This is a genomic window from Pseudomonas sp. 1176_21, assembly GCF_052850635.1.
The window spans coordinates 467,288-489,413 of the sequence record NZ_VXCV01000002.1; the positions used below are offsets into that span (position 1 = coordinate 467,288).

The 22,126-nt window shown below is 64.8% G+C and carries 20 protein-coding genes; 9 read left to right on the top strand and 11 right to left on the bottom strand.

What is annotated here, in order from left to right; genetic code table 11:
• Positions 1–22: 22 nt before the first annotated feature.
• From FW760_RS07190 to FW760_RS07205, 4 genes are all read right to left on the bottom strand, one after another.
• Complete coding sequence (locus FW760_RS07190; protein ID WP_043861538.1) at positions 23–268, bottom strand: GlsB/YeaQ/YmgE family stress response membrane protein; 246 nt, start codon at positions 266–268, stop codon at positions 23–25.
• A gap of 92 nt (positions 269–360) precedes the next feature.
• Positions 361–1,443 (bottom strand): 5-(carboxyamino)imidazole ribonucleotide synthase, encoded by a 1,083-nt coding sequence (locus tag FW760_RS07195; RefSeq protein ID WP_043861537.1) that lies wholly within the window; start codon positions 1,441–1,443, stop codon positions 361–363.
• 10 nt (positions 1,444–1,453) lie between these two features.
• On the bottom strand, positions 1,454–1,945 hold the full coding sequence (gene purE, locus FW760_RS07200) for a 5-(carboxyamino)imidazole ribonucleotide mutase (RefSeq protein WP_054916459.1): 492 nt from the start codon (positions 1,943–1,945) through the stop codon (positions 1,454–1,456).
• A gap of 212 nt (positions 1,946–2,157) precedes the next feature.
• Positions 2,158–3,063, bottom strand: a complete 906-nt coding sequence (locus FW760_RS07205) for a LysR substrate-binding domain-containing protein (RefSeq protein WP_043861535.1) — start codon at positions 3,061–3,063, stop codon at positions 2,158–2,160.
• A gap of 178 nt (positions 3,064–3,241) precedes the next feature.
• Here FW760_RS07205 and aspA point away from each other — a divergent pair, with 178 nt between their 5' ends.
• Positions 3,242–4,666 (top strand): aspartate ammonia-lyase, encoded by a 1,425-nt coding sequence (aspA, locus tag FW760_RS07210; protein ID WP_043861534.1) that lies wholly within the window; start codon positions 3,242–3,244, stop codon positions 4,664–4,666.
• Between the two features lie 126 nt (positions 4,667–4,792).
• On the opposite strand, the gene FW760_RS07215 is transcribed toward aspA, so the two are convergent.
• The gene (locus tag FW760_RS07215) at positions 4,793–5,221 is read right to left on the bottom strand and encodes a hypothetical protein (RefSeq protein ID WP_043861533.1); all 429 of its coding nucleotides are present in this window, start codon (positions 5,219–5,221) and stop codon (positions 4,793–4,795) included.
• A gap of 151 nt (positions 5,222–5,372) precedes the next feature.
• Here FW760_RS07215 and FW760_RS07220 point away from each other — a divergent pair, with 151 nt between their 5' ends.
• The 3 genes from FW760_RS07220 to FW760_RS07230 all read left to right on the top strand — a co-directional run bounded on the left by FW760_RS07220 (position 5,373) and on the right by FW760_RS07230 (position 8,618).
• A complete protein-coding gene (locus FW760_RS07220) occupies positions 5,373–6,359 on the top strand; it encodes an asparaginase (protein WP_104571770.1) in 987 nt (328 codons plus the stop codon).
• Between the two features lie 87 nt (positions 6,360–6,446).
• A complete protein-coding gene (locus FW760_RS07225; RefSeq protein WP_446443711.1) occupies positions 6,447–7,439 on the top strand; it encodes an AraC family transcriptional regulator in 993 nt (330 codons plus the stop codon).
• Between the two features lie 141 nt (positions 7,440–7,580).
• Positions 7,581–8,618: a histone deacetylase family protein gene (locus tag FW760_RS07230; RefSeq protein ID WP_116052425.1), complete on the top strand. Its 1,038-nt coding sequence runs from the start codon at positions 7,581–7,583 to the stop codon at positions 8,616–8,618.
• Positions 8,619–8,620: 2 nt separating this feature from the next.
• Here FW760_RS07230 and pdxR read toward each other — a convergent pair whose 3' ends face one another.
• Positions 8,621–10,150: a MocR-like pyridoxine biosynthesis transcription factor PdxR gene (pdxR, locus tag FW760_RS07235; RefSeq protein WP_116052426.1), complete on the bottom strand. Its 1,530-nt coding sequence runs from the start codon at positions 10,148–10,150 to the stop codon at positions 8,621–8,623.
• Between the two features lie 108 nt (positions 10,151–10,258).
• On the opposite strand from pdxR, the gene FW760_RS07240 reads away from it, so the two are divergent.
• Positions 10,259–10,705 carry a GNAT family N-acetyltransferase gene (locus tag FW760_RS07240; protein WP_043861529.1) on the top strand — a complete coding sequence of 149 codons (447 nt, stop codon included), beginning with the start codon at positions 10,259–10,261 and terminating at the stop codon, positions 10,703–10,705.
• 14 nt (positions 10,706–10,719) lie between these two features.
• On the top strand, positions 10,720–11,394 hold the full coding sequence (locus FW760_RS07245; RefSeq protein ID WP_116052427.1) for a GNAT family N-acetyltransferase: 675 nt from the start codon (positions 10,720–10,722) through the stop codon (positions 11,392–11,394).
• Positions 11,395–11,488: 94 nt separating this feature from the next.
• Here the strand turns inward: FW760_RS07245 and oadA are convergent, their stop codons facing one another.
• Positions 11,489–13,297 carry a sodium-extruding oxaloacetate decarboxylase subunit alpha gene (gene oadA / locus FW760_RS07250; protein WP_043861527.1) on the bottom strand — a complete coding sequence of 603 codons (1,809 nt, stop codon included), beginning with the start codon at positions 13,295–13,297 and terminating at the stop codon, positions 11,489–11,491.
• 11 nt (positions 13,298–13,308) lie between these two features.
• Complete coding sequence (locus FW760_RS07255; protein WP_043861526.1) at positions 13,309–14,724, bottom strand: acetyl-CoA carboxylase biotin carboxylase subunit; 1,416 nt, start codon at positions 14,722–14,724, stop codon at positions 13,309–13,311.
• A gap of 205 nt (positions 14,725–14,929) precedes the next feature.
• Between FW760_RS07255 and FW760_RS07260 the strand changes: the two genes are divergently transcribed.
• The gene (locus FW760_RS07260) at positions 14,930–15,877 is read left to right on the top strand and encodes a LysR family transcriptional regulator (protein WP_162484870.1); all 948 of its coding nucleotides are present in this window, start codon (positions 14,930–14,932) and stop codon (positions 15,875–15,877) included.
• Here the strand turns inward: FW760_RS07260 and FW760_RS07265 are convergent.
• Both FW760_RS07265 and hexR read right to left on the bottom strand, forming a co-directional pair.
• Entirely contained in the window at positions 15,819–16,037 is a 219-nt protein-coding gene (locus FW760_RS07265; protein WP_078481432.1) for a PA3496 family putative envelope integrity protein, read from the bottom strand. The two genes, FW760_RS07260 and FW760_RS07265, sit on opposite strands and share 59 nt — an antisense overlap.
• 162 nt (positions 16,038–16,199) lie before the next feature.
• Complete coding sequence (hexR, locus tag FW760_RS07270) at positions 16,200–17,066, bottom strand: transcriptional regulator HexR (protein ID WP_043861524.1); 867 nt, start codon at positions 17,064–17,066, stop codon at positions 16,200–16,202.
• Positions 17,067–17,170: 104 nt separating this feature from the next.
• On the opposite strand from hexR, the gene zwf reads away from it, so the two are divergent.
• Both zwf and FW760_RS07280 read left to right on the top strand, forming a co-directional pair.
• Complete coding sequence (gene zwf / locus FW760_RS07275) at positions 17,171–18,613, top strand: glucose-6-phosphate dehydrogenase (protein WP_078481431.1); 1,443 nt, start codon at positions 17,171–17,173, stop codon at positions 18,611–18,613.
• 84 nt (positions 18,614–18,697) lie between these two features.
• Positions 18,698–19,015 carry a hypothetical protein gene (locus tag FW760_RS07280; RefSeq protein ID WP_116052428.1) on the top strand — a complete coding sequence of 106 codons (318 nt, stop codon included), beginning with the start codon at positions 18,698–18,700 and terminating at the stop codon, positions 19,013–19,015.
• A 61-nt stretch (positions 19,016–19,076) separates the two neighbouring features.
• On the opposite strand, the gene FW760_RS07285 is transcribed toward FW760_RS07280, so the two are convergent.
• The gene (locus FW760_RS07285; RefSeq protein ID WP_116052429.1) at positions 19,077–21,947 is read right to left on the bottom strand and encodes an EAL domain-containing protein; all 2,871 of its coding nucleotides are present in this window, start codon (positions 21,945–21,947) and stop codon (positions 19,077–19,079) included.
• Between the last annotated feature and the right edge of the window lie 179 nt (positions 21,948–22,126).

A 22,126-nucleotide genomic window follows, 5' to 3' on the forward strand; every position in this document is an offset into this window, starting at 1 on the left:
TGCCGAGCATTCTAGCGCCCTGTCAGCGCTTTTTGATCATGCCGTAGATCACCAGCAGGATGATTGCACCCACCAGTGCACCGAGGAAGCCAGCACCCTCGCCCGCATGGTAGATCCCCAGCGCCTGGCCACCGTAGGTCGCCGCCAGAGAGCCGGCGATACCCAGCAGAATGGTCATGATCCAGCCCATGCTGTCGTCGCCCGGCTTCAGAAAACGTGCCAGCAAGCCGACGATCAGGCCGATGAAGATGGTTCCGATGATACCCATGGCATTCCCTCTGAATTGAGTGCACGAGCCAAAGCCTAGTCAGCGCTTTGGCATCCTGCCATCAGAGGGATGCGCGGCGGGAATGGTTCCGCTCAGCCTGCGATGAGCGCTTCGACCTGCTGGATCTTCTGCTCCAGCGTGGCCATGTCGGCGCAGCGCAGGGTGGCGTGACCGACCTTGCGCCCGGCCTTGAAGGCCTTGCCGTAGTGATGCAGGTGACAGTCGTCGATAGCCACGACCGCAGCCACCGCCGGCACTTCGCCGATGAAGTTGAGCATGGCGCTTTCGCCGACCTTGGCGGTCGAGCCCAGCGGCAGGCCGGCCACGGCGCGCAGGTGGTTCTCGAACTGGCTGCACTCGGCGCCTTCGATGGTCCAGTGCCCGGAGTTGTGCACACGCGGAGCGATCTCGTTGGCCTTCAGGCCACCGTCGACCTCGAAGAACTCGAACGCCAGCACGCCGACATAGTCGAGCTGCTCGAGCACGCGGCTCGCGTAGTCTTCGGCCAGGCTCTGCAGCAGGTGGTCTTCGCTGGCCACCGACAGGCGCAGGATGCCGCTGTCGTGGGTGTTGTGCACCAGCGGGTAGAAGCGCGTCTCGCCATCGCGGCCGCGAACGGCAATCAGCGACACCTCGCCGGTGAACGGCACGAAGCCCTCCAGCAGGCAGGGCACGCTACCAAGTTCGGCGAACGTGTCGACAACATCGGCTTCGGTGCGGAGCACCTTCTGGCCCTTGCCGTCATAACCCAGGGTGCGGGTCTTGAGCACGGCCGGCAGGCCGATGCTGGCGACGGCGGCCTCCAGGTCGGCTTGCGACTGGATGTCGGCGAAGGCCGGGGTCGGGATGCCCAGGTCACGGAACATGCTCTTCTCGAACAGCCGGTCGCGGGCGATGCGCAGCGCTTCGGCGCTCGGATACACCGGCACGAACTGCGACAGGAAGGCCACCGTCTCGGCTGGCACGCTTTCGAATTCGAAGGTCACCAGGTCGACTTCGTCGGCCAGCTGGCGCAGGTGATCCTGGTCGCCGTAGTCGGCACGCAGGTGCTCGCCCAGGGCAGCCGCACAGGCGTCAGGGGCCGGGTCGAGGAAAGCGAAGTTCATGCCCAGCGGGGTACCCGCCAGGGCCAGCATGCGGCCCAGTTGGCCGCCACCGATTACACCGATTTTCATGCGTGTGACCTCAGGCCTGGCGCGGGTCTGGATTGTCCAGAACGTTGTCTGTCTGCTCAGCGCGGAACTGTTTCAGAACGGTATGGAACTGCGGGTGCTTGGCGCCCAGGATGCTCGCCGAGAGCAGCGCGGCGTTGATCGCGCCGGCCTTGCCGATGGCCAGGGTGGCAACCGGGATGCCGGCCGGCATCTGCACGATCGACAGCAGCGAGTCGACGCCCGAGAGCATGGCCGACTGCACCGGCACACCCAGCACCGGCAGGTGGGTCTTGGCGGCGCACATGCCTGGCAGGTGGGCAGCGCCACCGGCACCGGCGATGATCACCTCGATGCCACGGCCTTCGGCCTCTTCGGCGTACTGGAACAGCAGGTCCGGCGTGCGGTGGGCGGAAACCACCTTCACTTCGTAGGGAATGCCGAGTTTTTCCAGCATATCGGCGGTGTGGCTAAGGGTGGACCAATCGGACTTGGAGCCCATGATCACGCCAACCAGTGCACTCATCGTCGAGCCTCTTCTCTTGGGCGCCTTCAGGCGCGTCAAAAAACAACAAGCCACGCAGGGACGACCGGCGTGGCTTGTTATGCGAATTAGGGCCGGGTGTACCGACCGAAGGCCGCGCAGTATATCGTAAAGCCGTGTGTTTGATGCACCCCGGCGACCAACTGTAAGCCTTATTTTTCGGGCTTTTTCAGGGCTTCGGGCTGACTCTGGAGTCAAGCCGTCGCCGGCCCGCCTTCGAGCTTGCGCCACAGCAGGCGCACGTTGGCCTTGCGCACCAGCGCGCAGCGGTACAGGCGGATCTCCAGCGGCACGTGCCATTGCGCACCGCCACAGATCACCAGCTCGCCACGTTCAAGCTCGGCACGGGCCGACAGGCGCGGCACCCAGGCAATACCCAGGCCTTCCAGGGCCATGCTCTTGAGGCTGTCGGCCATGGCGGTTTCGTAGATGGTGGTAAAGCGCAGGTTGCGCTGGCGCAGCAGCAGATTCACCGAACGCCCCAGAAACGCTCCGGCGCTGTAGGCCAGCAAGGGCACGCTGGCGTCGTTTTCCAGGTCGAACAGCGGCTTGCCGTCGGCATCCGCTGCACACACCGGCAGCATCTCGGTGTGCCCCAGGTGCAGCGAGGGGAAGATCTCGGCGTCCATCTGCAGGGCCGCATCCGGGTCGTAGAACGCCAGCATCAGGTCGCAGCCACCTTCGCGCAGGGCGTGCACCGCATCGCCGACGTTGGTCGCCACCAGCCGCGTGGCGATGTTCAGGCCGTCGTTGCGCAACTGCGCGATCCAGCGCGGAAAGAAGCCCAGCGCCAGCGAATGCGCCGCCGCCACCTGGATCACCTCGCCCTGCCCGCCTTCCAGGTGATGCAAGTGGCGCAGCACCTCGCCCAGCTGGTCGACCACCGTGCGCGCCGTCACCAGGAACAGTTGGCCGGCAGCGGTCAACTCGATCGGCGTGCGCGAGCGGTTGACCAGGGTCAGCCCCAACGCAGCCTCCAGGCTGCGAATGCGCCGGCTGAACGCCGGCTGGGTCACGAAGCGACGCTCCGCCGCCTGGGAAAAGCTGCGGGTGGCGGCCAGGGCGCTGAAATCTTCCAGCCATTTGCTTTCGAGGTTCATCGGGCTCTCCAGGCATGCACCAAAATGGTACACGCTCGAATGTCAATTGGCGTCACATGGAACGTTATGCCGTTTGTGCATAGGTTAGCGTGCAACAGCATTGGCCGCAAAATCCGTGCAGGCCTAGGATTGGCGCCATTCCGGCATGTGCCGGGCCTAACTCGAGATGATCTCTATCATGTCCGCTGCTGCATCGTTCCGTGTCGAAAAAGACCTGCTTGGCACCCTCGAAGTCCCTGCTGATGCCTACTACGGTATCCAGACCCTGCGTGCTGCCAACAACTTCCACCTCTCTGGCGTGCCGCTGTCGCACTACCCGAAAATGGTTGTCGGCCTGGCCATGGTCAAACAGGCAGCTGCCGACGCCAACCGCGAGCTGGGTCACCTGAGCGATGCCAAGCACGCCGCCATCAGCGAGGCCTGTGCCCGCCTGATCCGCGGTGACTTCCACGAGCAGTTCGTGGTCGACATGATTCAAGGCGGTGCCGGTACCTCCACCAACATGAACGCCAACGAAGTGATCGCCAACATCGCGCTGGAAGCGATGGGTCACCAGAAGGGCGAGTACCAGTACCTGCACCCGAACAACGACGTGAACATGGCGCAGTCGACCAACGACGCCTACCCGACCGCCATCCGTCTGGGCCTGCTGCTGGGTCACGATGCGCTGCTGGCCAGCCTCGACAGCCTGATCCAGGCCTTCGCTGCCAAGGGTGAAGAGTTCAGCCACGTACTGAAGATGGGCCGTACCCAGCTGCAGGACGCCGTGCCGATGACCCTGGGCCAGGAATTCCGTGCCTTCGCCACCACCCTGACCGAAGACCTCAACCGCCTGCGCACCCTGGCGCCGGAAGTGCTGACCGAAGTCAACCTGGGCGGTACCGCGATCGGTACCGGCATCAACGCCGACCCGGGCTACCAGGCCCTGGCCGTACAGCGTCTGGCGCTGATCAGCGGCCAGCCGCTGGTACCGGCTGCCGACCTGATCGAAGCCACCTCCGACATGGGCGCCTTCGTGCTGTTCTCCGGCATGCTCAAGCGCACTGCAGTCAAGCTGTCGAAGATCTGCAACGACCTGCGCCTGCTGTCCAGCGGCCCGCGCACCGGCATCAACGAGATCAACCTGCCGGCGCGTCAGCCAGGCAGCTCGATCATGCCCGGCAAGGTCAACCCGGTTATCCCGGAAGCGGTCAACCAGGTGGCCTTCGCCATCATCGGCAACGACATCGCGCTGACCATCGCGGCCGAAGGCGGCCAGCTGCAGCTGAACGTGATGGAGCCGCTGATCGCCTACAAGATCTTCGACTCGATCCGTCTGCTGCAACGCGCCATGGACATGCTGCGCGAGCACTGCATCGTCGGCATCACCGCCAACGAACAGCGCTGCCGTGAACTGGTCGAACACTCGATCGGCCTGGTCACCGCCCTGAACCCGTACATCGGCTACGAAAACGCCACCCGTATCGCCCGTATCGCGCTGGAAAGCGGCCGCGGCGTACTGGAACTGGTGCGTGAGGAAGGCCTGCTGGACGAAGCGATGCTCAACGACATCCTGCGTCCGGAAAACATGATTGCACCGCGTCTGGTACCGCTCAAAGCGTAACCGACGCCGTACTACCGCTCACCAGGTTGAGGGACTAGACACCTCTCACCTTTTGAGGGCCCAGGGACTTTGTCTCCGGGCCCTTTTTTTTGCCTGCGCCGCGAGCTTCGCCAGCAATGCCGGCGCCTACAGCGAACCGGTGGTGTCGGCTGCTTCTGCCGACGAGGGCAGCAGCAGCACATTCAGGAAGGTCGAATCGCTGACGATCTCCTTCATGAACCACCACACGAACGCCAGGCAGAGCGCCACCATGAAGGCGGTCAGATCGCCCGTGTAATGGCGCACCGTGAGCACCCCGATAAAGCACAGCACCACGCCCAGCCCGCTGATCAGGTCTGCCCAGTTGGAACGGCTGAGGTGGCGCTTCATGGCCCGGTGATCCGCCTCGGGCAACACCAGCGCCTGGGCACACTTTGCACAGGGGAGCGGCTGCCCGCCCATGAGCGTTTCCAGCTCGCCCTCGCTCGGCAACCAGACGTGGCCGCATGCCGGGCAATTGAGGTCCACCGCGGCGCACAGGCGCTCTTGCGCGGATTTGTACTTGTTCGTCGACACGTCCTTGGCACCTTAGTCCTGAAGCAGGCGCGATGGTAACCGCTGGCTGTCGCGCTGCCCATCGCGAACTCGGGCGGCCCGGCCGCTGACAGCGCGCCGGGGGATGGCGTAAGGTGGTCGGCTTTCCTTCAGTCGAGCACGGAGACAGGCCATGACCCCGGCCCCTGCCCACAACATCATGGTGCTGTACACCGGAGGCACCATCGGCATGCAGGCCAGCGCCGGCGGCCTGGCCCCGGCGTCGGGCTTCGAGCAGCGCATGCGTGAGCAACTGGCCGGGCAACCGGGCCTGGCAGCCTGGCAGTTCCGCGAACTGCTGCCGCTGATCGACAGCGCCAACATGACGCCCTGCTATTGGCAGCGCCTGCGCACCGCGATCATCGAGGCGGTGGATGGCCAGGGCTGCGATGGGGTGCTGGTGCTGCATGGCACCGACACCCTGGCCTACAGCGCCGCCGCCATGAGCTTCCAGTTGCTCGGGCTGACGGTGCCGGTGCTGTTCACCGGCTCGATGCTGCCGGCCGGTACGCCGGACAGCGATGCGTGGGAGAACCTCACGGGGGCGCTGCAGGTGCTGAGCCAGGGTACGTCGCCGGGTGTTCAGCTGTATTTCCACGGTCAGCTGCTGGCGCCAAACCGCACCGCCAAGGTGCGCAGCTTCGGCCGGAACCCGTTCGCGACCTTGCAGCGCTCGGGCGGTGCGGCGCAGGCGCCTGTACCGGCAGCACTGGCTTATCGCGCGCCACTGCAGGTGGCCAAGGTTGCAGTGTTGCCGCTGGTACCGGGCCTCGACGCCACGCTGTTGCAGGCCACACTCGACAGCGGGGTCCAGGGGCTGGTGCTGGAATGCTACGGTAGCGGCACCGGGCCGTGTGATGACGATGCGTTCGTGGCCGTGCTGGAACAAGCCTGCGCGCGTGACATCGTGGTGGTGGCGATCACCCAGTGCCATGAAGGCGGGGTCGAATTGGAGGTGTACGCAGCCGGCAGCCGCCTGCGCGACGCCGGTGTGCTGTCGGGTGGTGGAATGACCCGGGAGGCGGCGTTCGGCAAATTGCAGGCATTGCTCGGTAGCCGGTTGCCGGTTGACGAGGTGCGACGGCTGGTTGGGCTGGACCTGGCTGGCGAATTACGTTGAGCCCTTCGCTGGCTTGCCAGCGAACAGGCCCTGAAGGGCATACAAATTGCTCACTCAACCCCAAGCCCCCTCAGCCGGATGCCGAGCATGCTCCACTCCCACCTCACCACCCTGAACGCGGTTTCCCTGATGCTGCAGGCCTTCAAGGACGAAGACCGTGCCGCCCAGCGGCTGCTCGAAGGCACCGGCATCACCACGGCCGACCTGGGCCGCGCCGACTGGCGCATCACCACGCACCAGGAACTGCGGGTGTGCGCCAACGCCGTGGCCATGCGCCGGGAAGTCGGGCTGGAACTGGGCCAGCGCATGCACGTTTCATCCTACGGCATGCTCGGTTACGCCCTGCTTTCCGGTGCCACCCTGGGTGACGCCCTGCACCTGGCCCTGCAGTACCCCGCGCTGCTGGGAACACTTTTCCAGCTGCGCCTGATCGAGGACGGCGAGCGGGTCTGGTTCAGCGCCAGCGACTACGGCCAGGCCCCGGAGCTTGCGGCGTTCAATGCCGAGTTCTGCCTGACGTCGCTCAAGGTCATCTGCAACGACCTGCTCGGCCAGCCGCTGCCCTTGCTGGGCGCGCATTTCGCTCACCCTGCCCCGGATTACCAGGCGCTCTACAGCACGCCTTTCGACTGCCCCCTGCAGTTCGGCGCCAGCGACAATGCCTTTGCCTTCGAACGCCACTGGCTGGCCCGGGCCCTGCCCCTGGCCGACCCGATCACCCACCGTGCGATGAGCGAACGCTGCCGCCGGCAGAACCTGGAATTCACCGGGCGCCAGGCCTGGCTCGGGCGCATTCGCCAGCTGCTGCAGCAGCAGTTGGAGGCACCACCAGGCCTCGAGGGCCTGGCGCGGCAGATGAGCTGTTCGTCACGCACCCTGCGTCGCCACCTGCACGAGCTGGGCAGCAGTTATCAACAGCTGCTCGATGAGCTGCGCTTCGAACGGGCCAAGCAGTTGCTGGCCGAGGACGAGCTGCCGATCTACCGCATCGCCGAGGTGCCGGGCTTCAGCGAGCCGGCCAGCTTCCGACACGCCTTCCTGCGCTGGAGCGGCGTGGCACCGAGCCATTTTCGCGCCTGAAACACGCGCATGCACCGCGAGGGGGCGAAATGCGGACAACCGTGTTGGCCATATCGATCCCCTTTTGGCCGTTTGCGCCGTTCTGCCCGTGGGCGTACCTCTCGACAATGGGGCCACGCCAGTAAACCCGGAGAACAAAAAATGCTGACGATCTATTCCGATGACCATCGCCTGCACCACGGCCGCTGCGAGCTGATCGACGGGCAGTTGATGCCCTGCTTCGAAATGCCCTCGCGTGCCGACCATGTGCTCGAGCGGGTCAAGGCCCAGGGCCTGGGGCCCGTCGAAGGCCCTACCGATTTTGGCCGCGCACCGCTGCTGCGCGTGCACAGCGCCGACTACCTGGATTTCTTTCAGGGCGCCTGGCAGCGCTGGAGCGCACTGGGCCATGACGGCGACCTGCTGCCGTTCACCTGGCCGGCGCGCAGCCTGCGCCAGGTCAAACCCAGCGGCCTGCATGGCGAGCTGGGCTATTACAGCTTCGACGCCGGTGCACCGATCACCGCCGGCACCTGGCAGGCCGCCTACAGCTCGGCGCAGGTTGCCCTGACCGCACAGGCGGCGGTGCAGGCCGGTGCCCACAGCGCCTTCGCCCTGTGCCGGCCACCGGGGCATCATGCCGCCAGCGACGTGATGGGGGGCTACTGCTATCTGAACAACGCCGCGATCGCCGCCCAGGCCTTCATCGACCACGGTCGCCAGCGCGTGGCGATCCTGGATGTGGACTACCACCACGGCAACGGTACCCAGCAGATCTTCTACGCGCGCAACGACGTGCTGTTCGCCTCGATCCACGGCGACCCGCAGGCCGAATTCCCGTTCTTCCTCGGCTATGCCGACGAGCACGGCGAAGGCGACGGGCTGGGCTGCAACTTCAACTACCCGCTGCCGGCAGGCAGCGGCTGGGCCACCTGGCGCGGCGCGCTGGACGAAGCCTGCGAACGCATCGGCGCGTATGACCCCGAAGTGCTGGTGATCTCGCTGGGCGTGGACACCTTCAAGGACGACCCGATCTCGCAATTCAAGCTCGACAGCCCCGACTACCTGGCCATGGGCGAGCGCATCGCGCAGTTGGGCAAGCCGACCCTGTTCATCATGGAAGGTGGCTATGCCGTGGCCGAAATCGGCGTCAACGCGGTCAACGTGCTCGAGGGCTTCGAGCGCGCCCGTCAAGGCTAGGCTCAGTCGGCCCAGGCACCTGCAAGGCGTGCCAGGGCCTGGGCAATCGCGGCCTCGTTCACGGCCGCGAACCCCAGCACCAGTCCGGCACGCTTATCCACAGGCAGCGGCGTGTCGGGCAACCAGTAATCACTCAGCGCATTGAGTTCGACACCCACCGCTGCGGCACGGGCGATCAGCTCCCGTTCGCGCGCCTGGCTGTGCACGTCGATCTTCAGGTGCAAGCCCGCCGCCACCTCCGGCAAGGCTCCCAACCCCGCCACAGCCTTCGGCCAGCCGGCCAGTAGCGCATTGCGCCGGCTCAACGCCGCGCGGCGCATGCGCCGGATATGACGCTGGAAGTGCCCTTTGGCCATGAACTGCGCCATCACCGCCTGTGTGCCGACCTCGGAATGGCGCACCGCCAACGCCCGAAAGCGCGCGAATGCCTCCACCAGCCGGGCCGGCAGCACAAGGTAGCCCAGACGCAGCGCCGGGAAGGCCACCTTGCCGAAGGTGCCGACATACAGCACCCGTCCGCTGCGGTCCAGGGCTGCCAGCGGGGCCAGCGGCGCGCCGCTGTAGCGGTACTCGCCGTCGTAGTCGTCCTCGATGATCCAGCTGTCGTTGCGCTCGGCCCAGGCCAGCAGTTCCAGGCGCCGCGCCAGGCTCAGGGTGACGCCGGTGGGGTACTGATGCGCGGGGGTAACGTAGCTCAGGCGACAGTTGGGCAACTGGGCCAGGGCAGCGCACTGCAACCCGTCGAGATCCACCCCCACGCCATGCACCTTCGCGCCCGCCATGGCGAAGGCTTTACCCGCCGCACGATAGCCGGGGTTTTCCACAGCCACACCGTCACCGGGCGCCAGCAGCAGCTGTGCACAAAGGCTGATTGCCTGCTGCGCACCACTGGTGATCACAATTTGTTCAGCCACGCAGGACAACCCACGGGAGCGACGCAGGTAGGTGGCAATCAGCTCGCGCAGCAGCGGTTCTCCGGCCGGGTCGCCGTAACCGAGTGACGCCGGGTCGGGATTTCGCCAGAAACCCGCCTGCAGCTTGGCCCACACCTCGAAGGGGAACAGGTCGAAGGCCGGTATGCCAACCTGAAAAGCCCGCGGCGCACGAGGCTCATGCACGGATAAATGATTGTTTTCCAGGCGCTCCAGCACGTCCGTGTGGATAACTTTACTGGATAAATCCTCAGTGCAATCACCCGTTTTTGTGGATAATCCTGTGGAAAAACCCAGGGATAACCCTGTGGACAGTTTTGTGGATAGTTTTGGCAGCTGACTGACGTAGGTACCATCGCCCACCCGGCTTTCGATATAGCCTTCGGCATACAGCTGGTCGTAGGCACGAACTACGCTGTTACGTGAGACGGCCAGCGCTGCGGCCATGTCGCGGGTGGCGGGAAGACGCGTGCCGCTACCCAGTCGCCCGTCCAGCACGCGCTGGCGCAGCGCCTGGTACAACTGGCGACTGAGCCCCTGACGACGGTCCAGCACGATGCCGGTGGGGTCGAAGGGCAAGGCAACGCTACGTTCGCTCATGAAATTGGACCTACCAAATAAGCCGGAAATGGCTCTTACCATAAGCCAATAGCCTGCCTAGGATGGGGCCATTCGCCAACCCCCTGTATCGCACACAAGGATCCTTCGATGTCTACCGTGACCCTGCGCCCCGTGACCGCCGATGACCACGCCGCCTGGCTGCCGCTGTGGCAGGCCTACCAGCGTTTCTATGAGACCCGCATCGATGAGGCGGTCAGTGCCGTGACCTGGCAGCGCATGCTCGACACCAGCGAGCCGACCAACGCTGCGCTGGCCTGGGTCGATGGCAAGGCGGTGGGCATGGTGCACTGGATCTACCACCGCTCCAACTGGACGGTGGAAAACGCCTGCTACCTGCAGGATCTGTATGTCGACGCCAACCAGCGCGGCAAGGGCGTGGGCCGCCAGCTGATCGAGCTGGTGTACGACACGGCGCGCCAGGCCGGCTGCACCAAGGTGCACTGGCTGACCCATGAAACCAACGCCACCGGTATTTCGCTGTATGAACAGGTGGCCGAACGGCCGGGTTTCATCCAGTTCCGCAAAGCCCTGTAATCGGAGAAGCCACCATGAGCACACCGTTGAACTGGCGGCCGGCCAAGGCCCCGCAGCCTGTCCCGCTGGTCGGGCGCTTCATCCGCCTGGAAAAACTCGACCCGCGGCGCGACCGCGAGCACCTGTGGGCGGTGTTCCAGGGCCCCGAGGCCGACCAGACACTGTGGAAGTACCTGGCCTACGGACCATTCACCGAGCGCGAAGACTTCGACCACTGGCTAGACAGCAACGCCGCCAGCAGCGACCCGCTGTTCTACAGCGTGATCGACCTGGCCAGCGGGCAGACCCAGGGTATCCTCAGCCTGATGTCGATCGTGCCCGAGCAGGGCCGTATCGAGATCGGCCACATTGCCTTCGGCGCGGCCATGCAGCGCACGCCCAGGGGCACCGAGGCCATCTACCTGCTGGGCAAGCAGGCCTTCGCCCTGGGCAACCGGCGTCTGGAATGGAAGTGCAACAACGACAATGCCCGCTCCAAGCGCGCGGCCGAGCGTTTCGGGTTCACCTTCGAAGGGGTGTTTCGCAAGCACATGGTGACCAAGGACCACAACCGCGACACGGCCTGGTACTCCATCACCGATGACGAATGGCCGGCCATTGCCGCTGGTTTCGAACGCTGGCTGAGCGAGGACAACCAGCGCCCAGAGGGTCAGCTCAAGACGCTGGAAGCGTGCCGTACGGTTGCGTGAGGCGGGTACCCGAAGCGGGCGTATCCAACAGAAGATAAAAAAAGGGGAGCAATTCGCTCCCCAGAGGTTAACCGCTTGCAGATGAAGGCCTGAGTCAGCCTTCGATCTCGATCAGGATCTCGCCCGGGTTGACCCGGTCGCCCTTGGCCACGTGTATGGCTGCAACCTTGCCGGCGATGGCCGATTGCACCTCGGTTTCCATCTTCATCGCTTCGGTGATCAGCACCGCCTGGCCGGCCTTGACCGTGTCGCCCTGCTTGACCAGCACATCGACGATGTTGCCCGGCATGGTGGTGCTCACATGGCCCGGCTCGCTGGCCTGCTTGCGCTTGCTGCTGCCACCGCCGACGAACTCGTTGAGCGGCTCGAACACCACCTCTTCCGGCATGCCGTCGATGGACAGGTAGAAGTGGCGCTTGCCTTCGGCCTTGACGCCCACACCGGTGATATCCACGCGGTAGGTCTCGCCGTGCACGTCGATCACGAACTCGGTTGGTACGCCTTCGCCACCGGCCGAGGCCACCGCGCCGGCTTCCGGAATCGGCAGCAGCACTTCAGGGGTCAGGCTGCCGGCTTCACGCTCTTCAAGGAACTTGCGCCCGATGTCCGGGAACATGGCGAAGGTCAGCACGTCTTCTTCGGACTTGGCCAGGCTGCCGATGTCGGCACGCAGCTTGGTCATCTCGGGCTTGAGCAGGTCGGCGGGGCGCACGTCGATGACGTCTTCGCTGCCGATGGCCTGGCGACGCAGCTTCTCGTCGACCACCCCCGGCGCCTTGCCGTAGCCGCCCTGCAGGTACAGCTTCACCTCGTTGGTGATGGTCTTGTAGCGCTCGCCGGCCAGCACGTTGAAGAACGCCTGGGTACCGACGATCTGCGAGGTGGGCGTGACCAGCGGCGGGAAGCCAAGGTCTTCACGCACCCGCGGGATCTCGGCCAGCACTTCGTTCATGCGGTTGAGCGCACCCTGCTCCTTGAGCTGGTTGGCCAGGTTGGAAATCATCCCGCCCGGTACCTGGTTGACCTGCACGCGGGTATCCACGGCGGTGAACTCGCTTTCGAACTGGTGGTACTTCTTGCGCACGGCATAGAAGTACAGGCCGATCTCCTGCAGCAGTTGCAGGTCCAGGCCGGTATCGAACTCGCTGCCCTTGAGCGCTGCAACCATCGATTCGGTGCCCGGGTGACTGGTGCCCCAGGCGAAGCTGGAGATGGCAGTGTCGATATGGTCGGCACCGTTCTCGATGGCCTTGAGCTGGCACATCGCGGCCAGGCCGGCCGTGTCGTGGCTGTGGATGAACACCGGCAGCGACTGCTCGGCCTTGAGTGCCTTGACCAGCTCGCCGGTGGCGTAGGGGGTCAGCAGGCCGGCCATGTCCTTGATCGCGATGGAATCGCAGCCCATGGCTTCCATCTGCTTGGCCTGGGCCACGAACGCCTCGATGGTGTGCACCGGGCTGGTGGTGTAGGCGATGGTGCCCTGGGCATGCTTGCCGGCCGCCTTCACGGCCTCGATGGCCACGCGCAGGTTTCGCACGTCGTTCATGGCGTCGAAGATGCGGAACACATCGATGCCGTTGACTGCTGCCTTGGCCACGAAGGCCTTGACCACGTCATCGCTGTAGTGCCGGTAGCCAAGCAGGTTCTGGCCGCGCAGCAGCATCTGCAGCCGGGTGTTGGGCAGTGCTGCGCGCAGCTTGCGCAGGCGCTCCCACGGGTCTTCCTTGAGGAAGCGCACGCAGGCGTCGAAGGTCGCGCCGCCCCACACTTCCAGCGACCAGTAGCCCACCTTGTCGAGCTTGTCGCAGATCGGCAGCATGTCGTCGGTGCGCATGCGGGTGGCCAGCAGCGATTGGTGGGCGTCGCGCAGGATCGTGTCGGTTACGAAAATTTTCTTGGACATTGTAGGGTTCCTCACAGGCCTGCGTGGGCGGCGATGGCGGCGGCGATGGCCAGGGCCAGCTCTTCGGGTTTGCGCTTGATCGAGTAGTTGGTCAGTTCGGGGTGGCTCTCAACGAAGCTGGTGTTGAACTGGCCGCTACGGAATTCCGGGTTGCGCAGGATTTCCTGGTAGTACGCGGCGGTGGTCTTGACCCCCTGCAGGCGCATGTCGTCCAGGGCCCGCAGGCCGCGGTCCATGGCTTCTTCCCAGGTCAGTGCCCAGACCACCAGCTTCAGGCACATCGAGTCGTAGAACGGCGGGATGGTGTAGCCGGTGTAGATCGCCGTGTCGGTGCGCACGCCCGGGCCGCCGGGGGCGTAGTAGCGGGTGATCTTGCCGAAGCTGGGCAGAAAGTTGTTTTTCGGGTCTTCTGCATTGATCCGGAACTGCAGCGCGAAGCCGCGGTGCTGGATGTCTTCCTGCTTGACCGACAGCGGCAGGCCCGAGGCGATGCGGATCTGTTCGCGAACGATGTCGATACCGGTGATTTCCTCGGTGATGGTGTGCTCCACCTGCACCCGGGTGTTCATTTCCATGAAGTACACCTCGCCATCGGCGAGCAGGAACTCCACGGTACCGGCATTCTCGTAGCCCACGGCCTTGGCCGCGCGCACCGACAGGTCGCCTATGTAGGCGCGCTGTTCGGGGGTCAGCTGCGGGCTGGGGGCGATCTCGATGAGCTTCTGGTTGCGGCGCTGGATAGAGCAGTCGCGCTCGAACAGGTGCACTACGTTGCCGAAGCTGTCACCCAGGATCTGCGCCTCGATGTGCTTGGGGTTGACGATGCATTTTTCCAGGAACACCTCGGCCGAACCGAATGCCTTGGTGGCTTCGGAAATCACCCGCGGAAAGGCCTGCTCGAGTTCTTCGCGGCTGTTGCAGCGACGAATGCCGCGCCCGCCGCCGCCGGAAGTGGCCTTGAGCATTACCGGGTAACCGATGCGGTCGCCCTCTTCCAGGGCTTCGTGGATGTCGGCCACGTTGCCTTCGGTGCCCGGGGTGACCGGTACGCCGGCCTTGATCATGCTGCGCCGCGCCTCGGTCTTGTCGCCCATGCGGCGAATGACTTCGGCGGCCGGGCCGATGAACTTGATCCCGCGTTCGGCGCAGATGTCCGCCAGCTCCGCGTTCTCCGACAGAAAACCATAGCCCGGGTGCAACGCATCGCAGCCGGTTTCCACTGCCAGGTTCACCAGCTTGCGCGGGTTGAGATAACCGGCCAGGGGTTCGGCACCGATGCTATGGGCCTCGTCCGCACGCTTTACGTGCAGGGCGTGACGGTCGGCGTCGGAATAGATCGCCACCGAGCGAATGCCCATCTCGGCGCAGGCACGCACAATGCGTACTGCGATTTCACCCCGGTTGGCGATCAGGATTTTTTTTATCACTGGAGTCTTCCCAAAGCCGTTGGTAACAAACGAACCGGCAGTACCGGTCGGCGCGTGACCAGACGTCGCTGGCCAGTCGTATAATCACCCTAGCGCCGAACGTGAATAAACAAAAATCAATATTTGTTAGGGGCAGCATTAGCAATTGCTTATAGTGCCGTAACAGGGTTTTGCCGAGGCGACGGGAAATATGCGTAAGTCATTGATGCGTATGACATTGCGTCAATTGCAGATCTTCAATGAAGTGTGTGATTTGCGTTCCTACAGCCGGGCCGCCGAGGAGATGTCGCTGACGCAACCCGCCGTTAGTCTACAGATCCGCCAGCTCGAAGAACTGGTAGGCCAGCCGCTGTTCGAGTACGTCGGCAAGAAGCTCTACCTCACCGAGGCCGCCGAGGCGCTGCAGCGCGCCAGCCGGGACATCTTCGGACGCCTGGAGAGCCTCGACATGCAGCTGTCGGACATGCAGGGCTCGCTGCAGGGCCAGCTCAAGCTGGCGGTGGAATCGAGCGCCAAGTACTTCGTGCCGCACCTGTTCGCCGCCTTCAAGCGCCTGCACCCGGAGGTCAACCTGACCCTCACCGTGGTCAACCGCGCCCAGGCCATCCGGCGCCTGTCGGACAACCGCGACGACCTGATCATCATGTCGATGGTGCCGCAGGACATGGGCCTGGAGTTTTTGCCCTTCCTGAACAACCCGATCGTGGCCGTGGCCCCGCCCGATCACCCGCTGTGCACGCTCGACAGCCTGCGCCTGCAGGACCTGGAGCCGCATACGCTGCTGGTGCGCGAACAGGGTTCGGGCACGCGCAAGGCGTGCGAGGAGTACTTCAAGGAAAAGCGCGTGCACTTCACCCAGACCCTGGAAGTAGCGTCGGCCGACGCCCAGCGCGAATGCGTGATCGCAGGCCTTGGCATCGCCCTTTTGACCCGGCATGCACTGAACATGGAACTGGCCACCGGGGTGCTGCGCGAGCTGCCGGTAGAGGAGCTGCCGTTGTACCGCAGCTGGTGCGTGGTGCAGGCCAAGGCCAAGCGGCAGTCGCCGGTGGCCCTGGCCTTTGTTGCGTTCATCCGCAGCGAACGTGCGCAGATCAGCGCGCTTGTTGAGCGTTTCTCGGGGACGTTGCCGCTGACACCTGCCATACGCTGACAGCGTGCAGTTCGGGGTAGTCGGCGATGTCCTGCAGCAATTGGCGCTGCTCGGAATAGCTTTCGATCGCGCGGCGAAACTCCATGCGGCGCTGATCCTTTTCCTGCTGCTTGCGGGACTTGGCGGTAGGTTGGTGCGAGCCATCGAATTCACGAGCCATTGCGTGTCTCCCTGGTCGATTGCGGGGAGTTTCAGCGTGCCCGGGCGGAGTTACGGTTTGGCGGCGGGAGGGTTACAAAAGCATGAACAATCAGGCGTGGCATGCGGTGCTGCCCTTCGCCGGCAAGCCAGCGAAGGCGTCAGTTCGAGCGGTGCAAGACGATCAGTCGTCCATCGCCTTGATCGACTTGGGCGACAGGCGCAGGCTGCGCAAGCTGCGCTTGACGCTCTTGAGGTGGTTGACCAGGCTCGGCCCGCGCGCCATGGCAACGCCCATGGCCAGCACGTCGATCACCACCAGGTGGGCGATACGCGAGGTCAGCGGGGTGTAGATTTCGGTGTCTTCATGCACGTCGATGGCCAGGTTGACCGTGGACAGTTCGGCCAGCGGGGTCTGGCTCGGGCACAGGGTGATCAGCGTCGCGCCGCTTTCACGCACCAGGTTGGCAGTGATCAGCAGGTCCTTGGAACGCCCTGACTGGGAAATGCAGATCGCCACGTCGCCCGGCTTGAGGGTGACCGCCGACATCGCCTGCATGTGCGGGTCGGAATACGCCGCTGCCGTCAGCAACAGGCGAAAGAACTTGTGCTGGGCATCGGCAGCCACCGCACCCGATGCACCAAACCCGTAGAACTCCACGCGCTGCGCCTGGGCCATGGCCGTCACGGCGCGCTGCAATGCCTGGGCATCGAGGTGCTCGCGCACTTCCATCAGGGTGTGCAGGGTGGTGTCGAAGATCTTCAGGCTGTAGTCGGCTACCGAATCGTCTTCATGAATCGCGAACTGACCGAAGCTCGCACCCGCCGCCAGGCTTTGCGCCAGCTTGAGCTTGAGGTCCTGGAAACCGGTGCAACCGATCGCCCGGCAGAAACGCACGATGGTCGGCTCGCTGATCCCGACGCTGTGCGCCAGATCAGCCATGGAGCTATGCATGACAGCCGCTGGATCGAGCAATACGTGATCGGCAACCTTCAGTTCCGATTTGCGTAGCAGATGGCGCGACTGGGCGATGTGTTGCAACAGATTCAAGGGCAGGACTCGGTTATGATCGGCTGACCGGGTTGTAGCTTTCTTGTAGTTATACTACATGACCGGCGACCCGCCCAGCTAAACGATCTTGGAGAGTGGTGGCATTGACTATCCCGTGCGACATTCTGGTGTTCGGCGGCACCGGCGATCTGGCCCTGAACAAACTGCTTCCAGCGCTCTACCACCTGTTTCGCGAAGGCCGTCTGCACAACGCCGTGCGGATCATCGCCCTGGCCCGCCGGCCCTTGCCACGGATTGAATTTCTCAAGCTGGTGGAACGCCGCTGCCGCGCCCAGATCGTGCCCCAGGACTTCAGCGACGAGGTGTGGCACCGCTTTTCCACGCGCCTGGACTACTTCTCCATGGACGCCATGCAGAGCGCCGATTTCGGCCGCCTCGCCCGCTTTCTGGGCGAGCCCGGCGGGCTGACGCGGGTCTACTACCTGGCCACCGCACCCAACCTGTTCGTGCCCATCGCCACCCACCTGCAGGTGGCCGGGCTGGTCGACAGCGAAGCGCGTATCGTGCTGGAAAAACCCATCGGCCACTCACTGGAGTCCGCCACCACGATCAACAGCGCCATCGGCGCGGTATTCGCCGAATCCCAGGTGTTTCGCATCGACCACTACCTGGGCAAGGAGACGGTGCAGAACCTCATGGCATTGCGCTTCGCCAACGCGCTGCTGGAGCCGGTGTGGCGCACCAACCAGGTGGACCACGTGCAGATCAGCGTGTGCGAAACCCTCGGCGTGGAAAACCGCGGCGGCTACTACGACCGTGCCGGCGCCACCCGCGACATGCTGCAGAACCACCTGCTGCAACTGCTCTGCCTGGTAGCCATGGAGCCACCAGCGCAGTTCGAGGCCGAGGCGGTGCGCGATGAAAAGGTCAAGATCCTCAAGGCCCTCAAACCCATCACCGGGCAGGACGTGCAGGACAAGACCGTGCGCGGCCAGTACAGCGCCGGCAAGATCGGCGGGCAGGAGGTTCCGGCCTACTACTTCGAGAAGGACGTGGACAACGACAGCGACACCGAAACCTTCGTCGCCGTCGAAGCCCACATCAACAACTGGCGCTGGGCCGGCGTGCCCTTCTACCTGCGTACCGGCAAGCGCATGGCCAAGCGCTCTTCGCAGATCGTCATCCAGTTCAAGCCGGTGCCCCATCGCCTGTTCGACGGCGACCAGGCCAACCAGTTGCTGATCCAGCTGCAGCCCGATGAGCGCATCAGCCTGCAGATGATGACCAAGGCACCGGGCAAGGGCATGCGCCTGGAGCCGGTGGAACTGAACCTGAACCTGGCCCAGGTGTTCGGCCAGGCACGACGCTGGGACGCCTACGAACGCCTGCTGCTGGATGTTCTGGACGGCGACTCGACCCTGTTCATGCGCCGCGACGAAGTGGAGGCCGCATGGGCCTGGATCGACCCGATCCTGACTGGCTGGCAGGAGCACTTCCAGGCCCCGCGCCCTTACCCGGCCGGCTCCAATGGCCCGGACCAGGCCCACAGCCTGCTGGCTCACCAGGGACGCGCCTGGCACGGTTGAAAGCTTTCCGGCTGCCGGGTGCAGCCGCGCTGTTCGATAGTGGGCACGCAACATCCCACCCACCATCGAATGGAGTACAAAGGAATGTCCCTGAAAACAAAAGGCTGGATCGCGCAGAACGACAAGATGCCGGGCAACGCCAGGTTTCGAGTGTATGGCACCGTGGAAGTCGCCACCTCGGCCATCGTGCCGGTGCTGGTGAAACGCGCCATCCAGGACAAATCGCACGCCCTGGCGCTGGAACTGAAGCTGGAGAATGTGGACGCCCTGGCTGCCCAGGTGATCACCGAACGTGCGGTCTGTTTCGAAATGGACGGCGACCACAGCAACATCCCGAAAGTGGATGTTTTCCACGACGGCAAACTGCTGGTGAGCCTGGAGGAGATCCTGGTCACTCACTGACCGGCAGGCTGCGACTTGTTACAACGCCAGGGCCCCGTTGATCGGGGCCCTGGCCGTGGGGCTACCAGCGCCGATCCTCACGCAGCAAGGCGGCCAGGCTGTCGGCCTCCACCGGCCGGCTGATCAGGTAGCCCTGCACCTCATCGCAGCCCTGCTCGCGCAGAAACGCAAACTGCTCCTGGGTTTCCACCCCTTCGGCCACCACCTGCAGGCCCAGGCTGTGGGCCATGACAATGATCGCACGGGTGATTGCGGCGTCCTCGCTGCCTTCGTGCAGGCCACGGATGAAGGTCTGGTCGATCTTCACGTAATTCACCGGAAAACGCTTGAGGTAGCTGAGCGACGAATAGCCGGTGCCGAAATCGTCGATGGCCAGCTTGACCCCCAGTTCATGCAACTGATGAAAGGTCGCGATGATGTGCTCCACACTGTCGAGCAACTGGCTTTCGGTCAGCTCCAGCTCCAGCAGGTGCGGTGCCAGGCCGCTGTCTTCCAGCACCTGACGCACCAGGCTGACCAGCTTGCCCTGGCGCAACTGATACACCGACAGGTTCACCGACACGCGAATCGGCGCCAGCCCCTGCCGTTGCCATTCACAGGCCTGCCAGCACGCCTGGCGCAACACGAACTCGCCCATCGGCGCGATCAGCCCGGTCTCTTCGGCCAGGCCGATGAAGTCGCCCGGTGGCACCATGCCCACCTGCGGGTGATGCCAGCGCACCAGGGCCTCGGCAGCCTGCAGGCGGCCGCTGGCCAGGCACAGTTTGGGCTGGTAATAGACCTCCAGCTGGCGTTCTTCGATGGCCTTGCGCAGCTGGTTCTCCAGTTGCAGGCGCTCCAGGGTGCTGGCCTGCAGGCTCTCGGTGTAGAACTGGAACCCGTCGCCGCCGAGGTGCTTGGCGTGCTGCATGGCCATGTTGGCCTGGCTCACCAGGGTGCTGACATCCAGGCTGGCATCGGGCAGCAGACTGACCCCCACTGACGCGCTGATCACCAGCTCGTGCCCGTCGACACGCAGCGGCACGCGCAGCTTGTCCAGCAGGCGCGTCGCCACCCGCACCAGGCTGGACAGGTGTGAATAGCCGTCGAACAGCACCACGAACTCGTCACCGGACAGACGCGCCACGGTATCGGCCTCGGGCACTGCGTTGCCGATGCGCTGGGCCATGGTCTTGAGCAGCCGGTCGGCCAGTTCGTGGCCCAGGCTGTCGTTGAGCAGCTTGAAGCGGTCCAGGTCGATGTGCAGCAGCGCCAGGCTGCGACCGCTGCCACGCAGGCGCTGGCCGGCTTCATGCAGACGCAGGCGGAACAGCGCGCGGTTGGCCAGGCCGGTCAGTTCGTCGTAGTGCGCCAGGTACCGCAGGCGCTCTTCGGACTCGCGGCGTGCCGACAGGTCGGTGAAGAAACCCACGATGGTGCCGACCTGGCCACGCGCATCCGTCACGCCGGTCAGTTGCAGCCACTGCGGGTAGAGTTCCCCGCTCTTGCGCGCCTCAACCAGCTCGCCTTCCCAGCGCCCCTGCTGCGCCAGGGCCTGGTCGATGGCACCGTAGTGCCGGCGCGCGTCGCGGCTGCATGGCAGCTCCAGCGCATTGCGCCCCAGCAGTTCTTCGCGCACGTAGCCGGTCATGTGGCAGAACGCCTGGTTGGCGGCCAGTACGGCATAGTCCGGCCCCATGATCGCGATGCCTTCGCTGGCCGCCTCGAATACGGTTGCGGCCAGGCGTTGCTGTTCCTGCTGGGCCTTGCGCGCGCTCACGTCGCGCCGGGTGCCGAGCATGCGCACCACCCGCCCGGCGGCATCGCGCTCCACCGCGCGGCCGCGGTCCTCGATCCAGCACCAGTGGCCCTGGGCGTGGCGGAAGCGGTACTCGATACGGTAATCGTCGGTGCGCCCCTTGAGGTGGTCGACCAGGGCGCGCTTGAGCGCCGGCACGTCATCCGGGTGCAGGCGCGGCTTGAGGTGCGCCTGCACCGCCCGCACCTGCTCCGGGTTCAGGCCGAACAGCTCGTGCAATTGGGTGTGATGCACCTCGTCGGTTTCCAGATTCCAGTCCCACAGCCCCAGCTCACTGGCTTCCAGCGCCAGGGCCAGGCGCTGCTCGCTCTTGCTCAGGGCCTGGCTGGCGCGGTCCAGCTCCTGGCTGCGCTGCGCCACCCTCGATTCCAGCCCGGCCTGGGCCTGACGCAGTTGCTCCTCGATCAGCCGACGCTGCTCGACCTCGGTCGCCAGGGCCTTGTTGAGCCGCTCGCTGCGCGCCTGCGCGGCCTGCAGGTGCTCGATCAGCGCCTGGTTCTGAAAGCGGCGCAACAGGCCCCCCTCGATCAGCCGATTGACCTGCCAGGCCACCACCATCAACGCGCCGAGCAGGATCAGCCCAAGCCAGCCCCAGCCCTGCTGCTGCTCGTCACCGCGCCAGAACAGGAACGCGATCGGCGGCAGCAGGCACGGCAAGGTGAAACTCAGGAACGCCGGCAGGCTGACCGCGTAGGCCACACTCGCCGACAGGGTCGCGGCCCCCAGCAAGCCGAAGACCCAGGCCTGTTGCACGAAGTTATCCACAGGCACCAGGGCAATCGCCGCGCTGGCCAGGGTCAGGCCGCTGAAGGCCGAACCGAGCAGGAACATGCGCCACCAGGTCGGTTGCACCTGTCGATCGGGCATCGCCGCGTCGAAGGCCGCCACCTGAATGACCCGCAGCGCTACCAGCGCCATCAACCAGACGATCCACACACTGACCAGCAGGTAGCGCTGCGGGCTCCACAGCAGCCAGGCACACACCAGGCCGTTGAGCAGCATGAACAGGGTGGGCAGCAACGAGCCCTGGTACAACAGACGGGTACGCTCGACGGCCAGTTGCGTGGCGAACTGTTTGCGAATACCGCGGCGCGCTTCCAGCGGCACGCTGACGGAGGCAGATGCGAAGGTCATAGGCAATGTTCTTGTAATGGTGAGCCTCGAACGAGCACGGAGCATACACAAGCAGGCGCCTGGGCCAAACTGCTCTGGGTCATAAATTGTGCGTGGCAATTATGGAACCTGGTTTCAGTGCCGAGCCCTCAAGCACGCGGGCCAAGGGGCGCGCCCGATGAGCGGGCGGCGCCTTGGGC

Coding starts and splice junctions, on each gene's coding strand:
- FW760_RS07190 (WP_043861538.1), bottom strand. CDS start 268: ATGGGTATCATCGGAACCATCTTCATCGGCCTGATCGTCGGCTTGCTG.
- FW760_RS07195 (WP_043861537.1), bottom strand. CDS start 1,443: ATGAAAATCGGTGTAATCGGTGGCGGCCAACTGGGCCGCATGCTGGCC.
- purE (WP_054916459.1), bottom strand. CDS start 1,945: ATGAGTGCACTGGTTGGCGTGATCATGGGCTCCAAGTCCGATTGGTCC.
- FW760_RS07205 (WP_043861535.1), bottom strand. CDS start 3,063: ATGAACCTCGAAAGCAAATGGCTGGAAGATTTCAGCGCCCTGGCCGCC.
- aspA (WP_043861534.1), top strand. CDS start 3,242: ATGTCCGCTGCTGCATCGTTCCGTGTCGAAAAAGACCTGCTTGGCACC.
- FW760_RS07220 (WP_104571770.1), top strand. CDS start 5,373: ATGACCCCGGCCCCTGCCCACAACATCATGGTGCTGTACACCGGAGGC.
- FW760_RS07225 (WP_446443711.1), top strand. CDS start 6,447: ATGCTCCACTCCCACCTCACCACCCTGAACGCGGTTTCCCTGATGCTG.
- FW760_RS07230 (WP_116052425.1), top strand. CDS start 7,581: ATGCTGACGATCTATTCCGATGACCATCGCCTGCACCACGGCCGCTGC.
- pdxR (WP_116052426.1), bottom strand. CDS start 10,150: ATGAGCGAACGTAGCGTTGCCTTGCCCTTCGACCCCACCGGCATCGTG.
- FW760_RS07240 (WP_043861529.1), top strand. CDS start 10,259: ATGTCTACCGTGACCCTGCGCCCCGTGACCGCCGATGACCACGCCGCC.
- FW760_RS07245 (WP_116052427.1), top strand. CDS start 10,720: ATGAGCACACCGTTGAACTGGCGGCCGGCCAAGGCCCCGCAGCCTGTC.
- oadA (WP_043861527.1), bottom strand. CDS start 13,297: ATGTCCAAGAAAATTTTCGTAACCGACACGATCCTGCGCGACGCCCAC.
- FW760_RS07260 (WP_162484870.1), top strand. CDS start 14,930: ATGCGTATGACATTGCGTCAATTGCAGATCTTCAATGAAGTGTGTGAT.
- FW760_RS07265 (WP_078481432.1), bottom strand. CDS start 16,037: ATGGCTCGTGAATTCGATGGCTCGCACCAACCTACCGCCAAGTCCCGC.
- FW760_RS07280 (WP_116052428.1), top strand. CDS start 18,698: ATGTCCCTGAAAACAAAAGGCTGGATCGCGCAGAACGACAAGATGCCG.
- FW760_RS07285 (WP_116052429.1), bottom strand. CDS start 21,947: ATGACCTTCGCATCTGCCTCCGTCAGCGTGCCGCTGGAAGCGCGCCGC.